The organism is Spirosoma endophyticum, assembly GCF_900112365.1.
Lineage (GTDB): Bacteria > Bacteroidota > Bacteroidia > Cytophagales > Spirosomataceae > Spirosoma > Spirosoma endophyticum.
Map to the genome: position 1 here is coordinate 236,498 of NZ_FOLQ01000004.1, position 12,539 is coordinate 249,036.

General features: G+C 47.8%; 13 protein-coding genes. 7 read left to right on the forward strand and 6 right to left on the reverse strand.

Going from position 1 to position 12,539, the window contains the following annotated elements; genetic code table 11:
* Nucleotides 1-453: 453 nt before the first annotated feature.
* The gene (locus tag BM202_RS12940) at nt 454-2,616 is read left to right on the forward strand and encodes a sialate O-acetylesterase (RefSeq protein ID WP_245776652.1); all 2,163 of its coding nucleotides are present in this window, start codon (nt 454-456) and stop codon (nt 2,614-2,616) included.
* Between the two features lie 48 nt (nt 2,617-2,664).
* On the opposite strand, the gene galU is transcribed toward BM202_RS12940, so the two are convergent.
* From galU to BM202_RS12960, 4 genes are all read right to left on the reverse strand, one after another.
* Complete coding sequence (galU, locus tag BM202_RS12945) at nt 2,665-3,531, reverse strand: UTP--glucose-1-phosphate uridylyltransferase GalU (protein WP_093826645.1); 867 nt, start codon at nt 3,529-3,531, stop codon at nt 2,665-2,667.
* Nucleotides 3,532-3,610: 79 nt separating this feature from the next.
* Nucleotides 3,611-4,606: a mevalonate kinase family protein gene (locus BM202_RS12950; protein WP_093826647.1), complete on the reverse strand. Its 996-nt coding sequence runs from the start codon at nt 4,604-4,606 to the stop codon at nt 3,611-3,613.
* Nucleotides 4,607-4,765: 159 nt separating this feature from the next.
* Nucleotides 4,766-5,236, reverse strand: coding sequence for a hypothetical protein (locus tag BM202_RS12955; protein WP_093826649.1), 471 nt, complete (start codon nt 5,234-5,236; stop codon nt 4,766-4,768).
* Nucleotides 5,237-5,348: 112 nt separating this feature from the next.
* Nucleotides 5,349-5,744: a helix-turn-helix transcriptional regulator gene (locus BM202_RS12960; RefSeq protein ID WP_093826651.1), complete on the reverse strand. Its 396-nt coding sequence runs from the start codon at nt 5,742-5,744 to the stop codon at nt 5,349-5,351.
* Between the two features lie 256 nt (nt 5,745-6,000).
* Between BM202_RS12960 and BM202_RS12965 the strand changes: the two genes are divergently transcribed.
* From BM202_RS12965 to BM202_RS12985, 5 genes are all read left to right on the forward strand, one after another.
* Complete coding sequence (locus BM202_RS12965) at nt 6,001-6,654, forward strand: hypothetical protein (RefSeq protein ID WP_093826653.1); 654 nt, start codon at nt 6,001-6,003, stop codon at nt 6,652-6,654.
* Between the two features lie 86 nt (nt 6,655-6,740).
* Nucleotides 6,741-7,538, forward strand: coding sequence for a PD-(D/E)XK nuclease-like domain-containing protein (locus BM202_RS12970; protein ID WP_093826655.1), 798 nt, complete (start codon nt 6,741-6,743; stop codon nt 7,536-7,538).
* 61 nt (nt 7,539-7,599) lie between these two features.
* On the forward strand, nt 7,600-7,947 hold the full coding sequence (locus tag BM202_RS12975; protein ID WP_093826657.1) for a hypothetical protein: 348 nt from the start codon (nt 7,600-7,602) through the stop codon (nt 7,945-7,947).
* 145 nt (nt 7,948-8,092) lie between these two features.
* Nucleotides 8,093-8,869: a pentapeptide repeat-containing protein gene (locus tag BM202_RS12980; protein WP_093826658.1), complete on the forward strand. Its 777-nt coding sequence runs from the start codon at nt 8,093-8,095 to the stop codon at nt 8,867-8,869.
* A 92-nt stretch (nt 8,870-8,961) separates the two neighbouring features.
* Nucleotides 8,962-10,164: a DUF748 domain-containing protein gene (locus BM202_RS12985; protein ID WP_093827250.1), complete on the forward strand. Its 1,203-nt coding sequence runs from the start codon at nt 8,962-8,964 to the stop codon at nt 10,162-10,164.
* A gap of 60 nt (nt 10,165-10,224) precedes the next feature.
* Here BM202_RS12985 and BM202_RS12990 read toward each other — a convergent pair whose 3' ends face one another.
* Both BM202_RS12990 and BM202_RS12995 read right to left on the reverse strand, forming a co-directional pair.
* On the reverse strand, nt 10,225-10,542 hold the full coding sequence (locus BM202_RS12990) for a hypothetical protein (protein WP_093826660.1): 318 nt from the start codon (nt 10,540-10,542) through the stop codon (nt 10,225-10,227).
* Between the two features lie 59 nt (nt 10,543-10,601).
* On the reverse strand, nt 10,602-10,874 hold the full coding sequence (locus tag BM202_RS12995; RefSeq protein WP_093826662.1) for a hypothetical protein: 273 nt from the start codon (nt 10,872-10,874) through the stop codon (nt 10,602-10,604).
* A 209-nt stretch (nt 10,875-11,083) separates the two neighbouring features.
* Here BM202_RS12995 and BM202_RS13000 point away from each other — a divergent pair, with 209 nt between their 5' ends.
* Nucleotides 11,084-12,535, forward strand: coding sequence for an MBOAT family O-acyltransferase (locus tag BM202_RS13000; protein ID WP_093826665.1), 1,452 nt, complete (start codon nt 11,084-11,086; stop codon nt 12,533-12,535).
* Nucleotides 12,536-12,539: the final 4 nt, after the last annotated feature.

The window sequence follows — 12,539 nt, forward strand, 5'->3', positions numbered from 1 at the left end:
CTTATGATTTACCAGAAAATATATTATGACTTCAAAAAATAGCGAACAAATGATTTCTTATAGACGCTATTTCATTCGTGTAATCATCTCTCTGTAGGCCTTGCGGCTTGTCAATTACATGGTTCGCCAATCCACTAAATCACAGGTCTCGATTTCTTCTTACCAAGCCAGGTGAATCAACTCTTTTTTACACAAATATGCACTATTAGTCCACTATAAATCAATTAATTACGTAACGCTCACCTAAACCACTGACAACCCATATTGGCAGAGCTTATCCTTCTCATGTGCCCAAAATAGACGTCTATCAGGCATAATCTACTTTCTTGTTTTTAAATAGTCAATTTTATTCATATGAAATTAAGTTCACTTAGACTACTAATACTTGCAATCACTATTCTTTTCTCCTTCAGAACGATTGCCCAAATTAATATTACCAGTCCAGTTCCCCGAATGGTTTTTCAACGCGGTTTAAACAATCAGGCGGCTGTTATGGTAACCGGTACAGCGCCGTTAACGACTACCACCGTCGAAGCCCGGTTTGTACCGCTGACTACAGGACAAGGAAGTCAAACAGCCTGGACATCCCTGGGTTTACTCAGTGGATCATCGGCTTTTCGGGGGCAGGTAACCGTAGCAGCAGGCTGGTATCGTCTGGATGTGCGGGCTAAAGCGGGATCAACTGTGCTAACTCAAACGCAGGTAAATCGCGTGGGTGTTGGCGAAGTGTTTGTTGTTGCAGGCCAGTCAAATGTATTCGGTGGTTTTGAACGAGTGCCCGGTGCATCCGATGATCGGGTGTCTTGTGTGGATCTCCAGCAAGACAGCCTGAGTGAGCAGACATTGCCACTTAGGTTCAGCCATGTTAGTTATGGAACGAATATTGGGCCAAGTCAGCCGCCACACATATGGGGTATATTAGGTGACAGGCTTGTGCAGCGGCTCAATGTACCCGTTCTGTTTTTGGGGGCAGCCTTAGGCGGTAGCAGTAGTAGTCAATGGAACCTGTCGGCAGCGGGCACCATTGGCACCACGCCAAACTCATCCGTTTATCGTCGGCTGGGTGCAACCTTATTACATTACATTCTTCGTACTGGTGCCCGCGCCGTTCTCTGGCATCAGGGTGAGAGTGACCGAGGTACGCCTACAACAACGTATTTCAACAATATCAGGTACGTGATTGAGAAAAGCCGGCAGCAACTGGGGGGCAACTCGCTTCCCTGGATGATGTCGCGGGCAAGTTACATTGATGGCGTGTCCGATCCGAACGTTATTGCGGCTCAGAACCAACTCATTTCAGCCGTACCGAATGTCTTTCCGGGGCCAGAGTCCGACAACATTACCGGCACTGACAATCGCCCTGATTATACGCACTTTAAAGGCGCGGGCCTGTATCGTTTTACAGACCAGTGGGATCAAAATTTATCGAGTTCTTTTTTTCAGAATGCGGCCCCCTTTTTGCCCAATGATCCAGCAGCCCTCATCACCAGCGGGTATACCTTACCACTCACCCGTCGGCAAGGAGAAACCATTGCGGTAGCCTCGGTACGTAGCGATGCCCAAGAGTCAGATAATCAGTACGTTGCGCAGATTGTGCGCGTAAGCGATGGAGCCACCGTCTACGAATCTGCCCCCAGTACTGACAATCCAATCCTGATAACCATCCCTACCGATTTAGCCAATGGCCAGTATAGACTGCGTACCCGCTCTACCCATCCGGTCCTACTTGGGACATTAGGTGAGCCATTTAACGTTCAGCAGTCGGCTACACCCAGTCCTGCCTTTGCCATATTCCGCCTGCCTACGGCCAGTGGTGGTACGGGCGATCCAGTTATCCAAAAATGGGGGTATCGGTATGAAGCGGGTACCTATGGTTTTTATGCGGTGGTACAGGCAACAGCCCCTGTAGAAGTTCGAATTGAACGTATCGATGGAGGTAGTTTCTCTGATTCGGGCTGGAATTTTGTCCCACCCAGTAATCAATCGCCCGATTATAATTCGTTTGGCGATTTCAATTATATCCGAAATTATCCGCCGATAACGGCAGGGCTCGGCGGTGTATCGCCGGGATTATACCGATACTCGATACGTCGACAGGGGGACACGGGAGCAGGTTTATGGTATGAACTTCGTTTTCTGGACGGCCGCAATATTATCTATTATCCAATGGAGCCCATAGCACCCATAACCTCTCCTGATCTGATACCCATCAGTTACGCCCTACCGTCTACTCAATACGGCACTTCTAACTCTTCGCTCGTGGTCAATGTTGTAGAAGTAAATTCCAGAACAACCAGCGGACAGATTACGGTTTATGTCAGTAAAGATCCGTTAGTCACACTAAGTTTCAATCCGGCTGCCACAGATATAGGTGGCCGCAGCGTCCAGAATAATGTCTGGACTTTTAATAACAGTAATCCTTCCTACTACATATTGACGACGAATCAGGCCATTCAGGGAGGCAGTAAGCTCGCCTTTGGCTTAACAGGGGTACTAACACCTGGTCAAACCAAAGGCACCCTCACCTTCAGTCAGATCATTGTTGGAGGAAGTGGCGATGAGGAGCAGGCCAACAATAATTCAAGTGGTGTTCGAATTGATTATTTCAATAAATAACCCGGTCTCGATTATTACTAAAGAAGGCCCCGTAGTGCGGGGCCTTCTTTAGTTTTTCCGAATAATTTCTTCCAGAAAAGCTCGAAATTTATCGGCAAATTCCGGCCGCTTGAGGGCAAATTCAACGGTTGTCTTCAGAAAATCGAGCTTATTTCCAATATCGTGGCGCTTTCCTTCAATCCGATGAGCGTATAAATTTTCACGCTTTAGCAACAGTAATAAGGCATCCGTTAGTTGAATCTCGTTGTTTTTTCCAGCTGGCGTTTGTTCCAGCATAGAAAAAATTTCGGGCGTCAATATGTAGCGACCAGCAATAGCCAAATTTGACGGAGCCTCCTCTAGGGAAGGCTTCTCGATCAATGTTTCTAACTCCAGGATTCGGTCGCTCAAGGACCTGCCACCCACAATCCCATATCGGTTAACCTTGTCGTGAGGTACCTCCTCAACGCCAATGACCGAACAGCCGTATTGCGCATACGTATCGATCAATTGCTGCGTAACGGGAATAACGGAATCCATAATGGTGTCGCCCAGTAACACCGCAAACGGTTCATCACCCACGTGATGGCGAGCGTATCGAATGGCATCACCTAGCCCATTCAACTCGCGCTGGCGAACGTAGTGGAGGTTGGCCATGTCTGAAAGCCGACGCATTTCATCGAGAAGCAACTGATCTTCTTTTTCTTCGAGCCGGGTTTCGAGTTCAAAATTACGGTCGAAATGGTCTTCAATCGCCCGTTTACCCTTACCCGTAATAATCAGTATATCTTCGATACCCGAATCAACGGCCTCCTGCACCACATACTGAATGGTAGGGCGGTCAATAATGGGCAACATTTCTTTAGGCTGGGCCTTGGTGGCAGGCAGAAACCGGGTTCCAAGTCCGGCAGCGGGAATAACGGCTTTTTTAATCATGATTTGTGCGTGGGGGATGGAGCATGGAGCACGGAGAACGGGAAAATTGCTGCCCGTGCTCCATGCTCTAAGCCCCATGCTACATTACATAAGGCTTTATAACGCGGGCATTTACTTTTCTAAGTTCAATAAACAGGCGGTTCAGCATGGCATCATCACGGTAAAGACCGATAATGGAGCCGCCTGAACCCGTAAAAGAGGCCGATGCACCACAGGCGCGTGCCGTTTCGATGAGGCTTCGATTCCGATCACTGATGGTATAAATCTGGGAACGCAGGTCAAAATTACGGTTGACAAGTTCATTCAGCGCGTTGGTATCCTGCCGGAGCATAGCTTCCCGCCCCTCGCGCGCTACGTCGGCTATCGCATTCATAGTTTCAACCACGCCTGGCTCTCCCTTTAGCCACCGCGCCTTTACATCGTTGTGCACACGCCCCGATTGTTTGCCAAGGTCTGTATTGTAGGCAATGTATAGTTTAGGCAGTAGACGCGAATCTAGCGGTACGTAGTGGCCATATCCCTGGCTCTCCATAGTGGCACGATCGAAATCCATGTAAACACACCCCTCATAACACTGAATAACGCGATCCTGTAAACCAGCCGTAATACCCAGCTCTTCGGATTCTGTGGCCAGCACTAAATTTGGTAGTATGGGCAGCGGAATCTCGACACCATAGAACTGCATGAGTGCCCGGAACGTAGCCACAATGATCGCGCTGGAACCCGACAAGCCAACTTGCCGGGGAATGGATGTATTGTAGCGAATCGAAAAATTCTGATTGGGTAATCGAATCTGTTCCGCTTCGCAGTACTCGGCAAACTTTTTAATGGCAGCCTTCAGCAATGGAACACCGCCATGATAACCCAGCATACTGACAGAATCGCGCAGATGATGCAAACTCCGGAATATGTTCGTATCCTGTGGCTGAGGTTCAATCTGCAGTTCGGGAGAAGGATAGAGCGTAACAGACGCCCCAAAATTGCGGACGGTAATGGCAATGGTTTTACCAAAAAAGCCGTCGGACGGGTTGCCGAGCAAGCCCGCCCGGGCATAGGCACGGGTTTCGATGAGCAAAACAGTAGGGTGGAGACGTTCTCCCTTGGCTAAACAATTAAACGACAAGTTTACGAAAGAATCTTCATCATAAAGATGTCTGATGAGTTTATGCTACCAAATAAAAAAAGCGACCGGGTCATTCCCGGTCGCCTGATTTACTCAACTATATGCAGTACTTTATTTCGACGTCTCTTTGTCCTTCCCGTCATAGCCCACATTGTGAGGGTCGTAGCCAGCATTTGGGTCGTCGCCTTCTTCGAGATACGTAGCGTCGGCCCGGTGGAACAAAGCATCATCGGATGGATTTTCTGCCACTTCGCTTAATTTCTTTGCAGATTCGTCACTCATCATTTGGCCTTTCGGTACCTCAGAAATAGCGTCAGCGTTAACGTCCCATTCCTCGTCGGTGCCAAGACTACTGTTATGTGGCTCACCCGCGCGACCTACGCCAAGGTTAGCCTCACGTGTGTCTTGTGTTATGTCTAAATTCTCGGTGTCCATATCCATGCCCGACGAAGAATCTTTATAAGAATTCGTGCCAACCCCTTCTGATTCGCGACCGAAATCGGAATCGCCGTGTTGCTGCGGGTTTTTCGAATAGAATTCGGGATCAACTTTATCTGGATCGAATGGTGATGTCGTTGCCATAGCGTTACGTGTTTTTTTATATAACCCGAAACGCGGGAGGTTGTTTAGCGAGGGGCGTGGGGCAAGGGGCAGGGGGTGCAGGGCAGAGAGCATAGGTAAGAAGCAACTTCGCTCATTTCGATGACCCATGCTCCGCGCCCCATTCCCCTCGCCCCAATCCCTTCAACTCCGCCAGCAATTGATCATTGGTTTGTTGCAGCAAAGCGACGCGCTCGTTGAGCTGAAAGAGCAGAAATTCTACATTACGGAGCCGCTCCTCAGTCGTGATGGCCGCCGACGGCGAATTCATGACCTTAAACATCATCCCTTCACCCCGCATAAGCCAGTCTCCATTGACCTGCGGATAGGCCATTAAAATTTTTTCGAGGGTGTCGTAACGAGGCTTCAGCCGACCATGCAAAATATGATAAACTTTTTCGCCCCGATGCTCCCCCAACTGCCGGGCAAATTCCAGCACGCTAATGTCGAGTGTGTCAATTAGTTGCTGCAGGCGGAGGTGAATAGCCATAAATTACATTATTCTGTGTAAAAAACGATAAAAACGGAAAGTGTGGATGAAGATGGCTTGGAAGCCGCCAAAAATGAAGCCTAAGGCACCCGTAAGCACCGAATTACCCCCTCTATCCAGCCACGAAAATACTTACAAAGCGGGCTTGTTTTTTACACAGTTTTGTGTAATTTTATAACTGTAAACACAGGCCCTTAAAAAGGCAAAAGGGACCGCAAAACGGGTCCCCTGCTTGAACAGTAAACAACAAATACTAATGAACACACAAAACAAAAGCCAACTTTCGACAATTCAAAGCGATATCGCTCTGAAACCGTACCAAAAGATTAATGAGTTGACCGGCGAAGTGGTCAATAAGTACAAATATTTGGAAGGTCATCCGCGTCAATATCGGTTCGACGCCAAGGAAGGTGTGTTCAATATCAATGGTACGGAGAAGCTGGGCCGCACCCTCACCTTTCAACCCATTGCCTGGCGCATCTTCACGGACAATATCCTAAACATGGGTACCAAAAACTGGGCAGAAATTTTCTTTATCGACGATAAAAACTGCTTGTCAGCCCTGCTGTTTCATGGCTATTCTGTCGATAATATTTTTCGGCTCATCGAACCGCTGTATTACGACGACCTGACCTTGGCCGACGTAGTGATTACGGCCGTAGCCGAGAAAAAAGAATACACGAAAGTTCAACCCAAAGGTGTCTACTACATCGCTACGTTCTCCTACAAAATTGGTAACGCCGAGCAAACGGCTGAGCTGAAACAATTTGCGCAGGAAGCGAAAATTTTCCGTCAGGAAACACTTACCGACATCGCCAATATCAAAACCGCGATGTACTACTACAACCCGTTTGCCATCCCGGTCGAAGAGCTTGGTGAGGCCGACGATCGGCTATTGGCAGTGGGTTAATTGATAGAAAGTGAGGTTTTATCTAAGTAGGTGTCTCTTCCGCACAGGAGACACCTACTCATTCTGTGCATGCAAACATTGATTCTATGTTAGCTTCCCCAATTTCCAGACAGGCAGTTCCGCCAATTTTTATGCCTGGCGATGAGTATCGTTCGCTGCTACGTGTCTCCAACTCTGATTTAACGCGATTAAAAGAAGAACATCTGGGCTATTGGTCGTCGCCTTCTTCGCGATTCATTCCGGAGAAAACAAAAGTTTTCGGGCGCGCTTTTCATCAGCATTTGCTCGAACCCGAAACGGTAGGCACCGTATTGTCGCAGTTTCTGCCCGATATGGTCGATCCGTTGACACAGCCCGCGTCAGATGCATTAGCACCTGCCCAGACGGAGCAACTAAAAAAGTTGATGCAAACCATTCGGCAGGATGCATTCTGCAAACGTTACCTACGCATGTCGGAGCGGGAGCGCGTTGTGTTGTTTACAGAACCAACCACGGGGGTGGCCTGCAAATCGCGACTGGACATGGTGTATACCAGCCAGAAACGACGTAACGCCCTGATCATTGATCTTAAAACCACCTCTGCCCGAACACAGGCGCAGTTCCTGGAATCGTGTTACACCTATGACTACGATCGGCAGGCGGCTTTCTACGTAGACAGTCTGCGCCATGCTGATAGCCAGGAGTGGGATATGACGCGTCAGTTTCGGTTCGTATTCATCGGCATCATGAAACAACGGCCCTACCGACTCTTTGCTGTAGAGGCAACGTCAATTCCGGGCTTTATGGAGTACGGCCGAAAAAAATACCGGTTCTGGCTCCGCAAATGGCGCGAAGAACAAGAGACCGAAACTATAGCAGCTCCGGCCTTGAAGATGCTTGCCTAGCATTGGTTTATGGTATTCAACCAAAAACTGAATACCATAAACCGTAAACCAACAAAACGTTATGAACGCTTCGATTATCACCTTGACACCCGCTCAACTCCATTTTGATTGGGGAACCGACGGGTTGGTGTTATGGATTGAGGAATTAGATGGCGCCGACAGTCTGGCGGGCCAGATGCATGAAGTTATGGACCGGATTGCGTTTGCTATCGAATTGCAAACTGGTTGGGATCACCGCACGGATGGAGATACGTTACATCCGCTCTATGGCTATCGCCTTTTGCTACGGGATGCATCAGGCCGCTGGAACGCCATCCGAACGGACGAAACCGGGCATTTTGCCGGGATAGTTCCCCTCGAAGAAATGGACTATGAAGTTGCTTACGAAAAGGTGATGTGGCTGGAATAGACTAGTATCGAGACTGAAAAGCTGCAGCCAGAAAATTCACAAACCCGTCAACTCTACATGTAGAGTTGACGGGTTTGTTTTTAGTGCCCACGCAACGTTCTTTTGCCTGACTGCATCTTTAAGAAAACACAAGCCAATACGTCCCATGAAACTATTCGTTACGTCCCTCCTGCTTGCCCTTATCGCGCTGGCCCCTGCTTTGGCCCAAACAACCGTTGATGCCAAGGATATTATCGCAAAAATCAATCGAAAAGAAGCCGTTTCATATCAAAATGCCACCATTACCGGCGATCTTGATCTGACCAATTTATCCAACCGAAAAGAAGTAAGAGAGGGCAGTTGGAAAGGTGATTCACGAGAGTTTCTGAGTGTCGTGGAATCGCCGATTTCCTTCAAGCACTGCACGTTCAAAGGTAAATTCCTGGCCTATTACAATGAGGATCAGGACAGAAAGATTCTGAGAACAAACAGTATCGTTTATAACGCCGACTTCAATGAGGCTGTAACGATCGAGAACTGCATTTTTGACGACGATGCTACGTTCAAATACTCCCATTTCCAGCAACGGGCCATTTTCACTGATAACACCTTCCGCGAAGTAGCGCTGTTTAAATACGCCAAATTCAGCAATGCGGCCGATTTCAGCGGGTCTACGTTCCGGGACTACGCGGATTTCAAATACACGAAATTTGATGAGTCATCGTCATTCCAGAAAGCAGCGTTTGAGCAGTATGCAGACTTCAAATACACGAAGTTCGATGAAAGCGTTAGTTTTAAACAGGCTCGCTTTAACCGGAATGCCGATTTTAAATATACCCACCTGCCCCGTGGTACAAGCTTTGACGAGGCTCGTTTCGATGGCTCGACCGACTTTAAGTACACCACACTCGATGGCCGAAAGTTTTCACCAAACAACCGATAGGTAATTTCCAGACAGACAGCCTCCTAAGATTTTCAAAACCTTAGGGGGCTGTCTGCTTGTTTACTAAAACGTTACACCAATCACGCAACGTTTTGAAACGCACAACCAAAATTCTGATTGCGCTTGTCGTTCTACTAATTATTGCCCGGCTGCTCCTGCCGTATTTCGTACTTCGTTACGTTAATAAAACCCTGGCCGACATGGGCGGTTATACCGGCCACGTCGAAGATTTGGATATTCACCTCATTCGGGGCGCCTACCAGCTTGACGATCTGCGTATTCGCAAGATCAACGGCAAAATCAAAGAGCCCTTTGTGTTCATTCCCAAAACCGATTTATCTGTCGAGTGGAAATCGTTGTTCAAAGGGAAGTTGGTGAGTGAAGTCGAGTGCTACGAGCCTGAAATTAACTTTGCCTTTAGCGAGAGTGAATCCCAGAGCCAGACGGGGGCCGAAGTAGACTGGACAGCTTATTTGAAAAAGCTGTTGCCGATTAATATCAACCGGTTTGCGGTCATCAATGGCAAAGTCAACCTGACGAGTTTAATCACCCAGCCACGGGCAGATTTATCACTCCAGAAATTTCAGGGTGAAATTCGGAACATACGTAATGTTGAGGACAAGGATAACAAACTCCCCTCTCCGGTAACAGCCTCAGGAGATGTGCCGGGCTATGGTGGAACGATGAACTTCGATGCCAATATGAATTTGCTGAAAGTTGTCCCGGATCTAGACTATAAACTCCGGTTCAGCAATCTCCAGTTGGTTAAGCTTAATCCATTAGCTCGTGAGTATGCTAATCTTGACTTCGAGCGCGGCACGGTGAGCGTTTACAGTGAGATGGCCATGCTCAACAGTAAGCTGAATGGCTACCTGAAGCCCCTTACTAAAGGGATGAAGATCTTCAAAATCAATGAACACGAAGGCCGATCGGTAGGTAAATTCTTTACCGAACTTATTGCCCAGGGCGGAACGGCTATTCTAAAAAACCAGAAACGCGATCAGGTAGCGACACGTATTCCCCTCAACGGCACCATCGAAAATATTGAAACCGCTACCTGGCCAACGATTTTCGGTGTACTGCGTAATGCGTACATTGAAGCCTTTCGGGGTGAGTTCGACAATAATATCACGCTGAAAGATGCGTTCAAGACGTTTAAAGAGGACTTCAAGGAAAAGCGGGAAGAAAGAAAGGCAGAGCGAAAAGCCGAACGAGCCAAGCGGAAAGAGGCACGACAGCAGAAACGCGCCAAGCGAAAAGCTGAACGTAAAGCCAAACGGGAAAAGGAGAAATAGCCTTACACAAAACTTCCCGAAAGCTTAGAGATTTCGGGAAGTTAAACACGATCCAATTTACTAACTTTTCTTTGGTGCCCCGCCAGCTGTCTGTTTAGCTGGATATTTAGCCCTTCCTTTATGGACCCCTGCGTCTTTCTCCTTTTTATAACTGGGAATAGCCCGATCGCCACTTTCCAGTTTTTCCTTCATAGAAGGTTGTGGTAATGGGCGCGTTGACGCAGCAACTGCCGTTTTTGATTGAGATCGGGTTGTCGATTCTGTTGATCCGGAGGCCTTCTCGGCGACACCAGCTCGTTTGTTATCTGAGGGTGTCTGGGCTTGTTGCGCAAAGGCTGTGCTAGACACTAGCATGGCCGCAATTACTAACTTGATCATAACGTTTCGTTGGTTTACTGGTAAATAAAATCAAAAGCAGATTAACCTGCGTTACTCATCTACCGCCGGACAGTGTCAACTTTTGTAGCCCCACCCCGACGTAGTGAGTCAGGATTGAGCCGCCGTTGTTTACGATTTTGGGGTGAGGTTGAATCCATGCCAATGTTCATTTTTAGGGGCTCACCCTTAGACCTTTTCTTATTTTTTACCGGCCCTTGATCGGACTGATACGTATCAACCAATAAGATAGATTTTGAGAAGGCAACAGCCTGATTAGCCTGGGTAAACAATCCAGTCGTCAGTAGTAAGCTGAGCCATAGTGTATACTTCATACGGATGCGTAATTACTGTTTTCTCACAACTCCCAATACGTAGTGAAAGTTATACCGTCAGCTAGGTTTAGGTTCAATAAACTCGTTCTGCGCCTATATTTGTATCAAAAAAGCGACCAATCACCTTATGGTCAGTGTGTAACCAAATTTGTTTCCCACTTAATATAGTGATTCCTTTGTAGTCTTTTTTCTTTCCCGTAACGTTAGTAATGCTCTTCAATTCATTACATTTTCTGTTATTTTTTGCGTTCACCACACTGGCTTACTTTAGTTTACCGCTACGTGGACGGTGGGTGTTGCTCCTGATTGCCAGCTGTTATTTCTACATGGCATTCATTCCGGCTTACCTGCTTATTCTGGGGGGCGTTATCCTGATTGACTACGTTGCCGGCATCTATATTGAACAATCGCAGGGTGCTCGCCGAAAATTATTGCTGGTTGTCAGCCTCATAGCGAACATCGGACTACTGGTCTTTTTCAAATATTACGATTTCTTCAATGAGCAGCTTACGCTGATGCTGCACAGTTTCGGCAAGGAAAATCCTATTCCCATGATGGGCGAGTTGTTACCGGGAATTTTGCTACCCATCGGCTTGTCGTTTCACACCTTTCAGTCGATCAGCTACACCATCGAAGTTTATCGGGGTAATCAGGTAGCGGAACGAAATTTGGGCATTTACGCGCTGTACGTCCTCTTCTATCCGCAGCTAGTGGCGGGGCCCATTGAGCGACCGCAAAATGTGCTCCACCAGTTCCGCTATTTTCATGCATTTGACTGGGTTCGGGTCCGGCATGGGTTGCTGCAAATGGCGGGTGGATTCATCAAAAAAGTGGTTATTGCCGACCGCATGGCGCTGGTTGTCGACCCGGCGTTTAGCCATGCCACCACAACCGGCAGTTCGACACTATTGCTGGCGGCCGTCTTTTATTCGATTCAGATTTACTGCGACTTTTCGGGCTATACCGACATTGCCATTGGCGCCGGTAACGTATTGGGCATCAAAATGATGCAGAACTTCAACATGCCTTATCTGGCCGCATCGATCAGCGATTTCTGGCGTCGCTGGCATATTTCGCTGTCTACCTGGTTTCGCGATTATGTCTATATTCCGCTGGGAGGAAACCGCCGGTCAGCCCCTCGAACGTACCTGAATACGTTTATCATATTTGGCTTGAGTGGCCTCTGGCATGGTGCCGACTGGAAATTTATTATCTGGGGACTTCTGCACGGATTTTACCTGGTGGTGGGGCAGCTGTGGTCAAAACAAAGCCCGATTACCCCGGCATCCCCACAGGTAAAATACAAACAAAATAGCTTTAGTTCTGTCAATCTCGGTCATCTGACAAACCAGTTTCTGACCTTTACACTGGTTACACTGACGTGGGTATTTTTCCGGGCCAATACCACGGGGGACGCGTTTATGATTTTACGCAAAATACTGTCGTTCAACTACACAGAGCCGATTCAGGCCGCTATCCAGCCCGCCGAACTTGTTTTTTGCTTTTTGCTAATGGCCTGTTTGCTGGTGGAGAACCGCTGGATTTCGTTTATCAAACAGGCAGATAACCGGGCTTTCTGGATTGCAATACCCGTGTTAGTCTTCATTTGCTATTTCTTCGGCGTCTTTACGGCCAACCAATTCATTTACTTCCAGTTCTGACCGC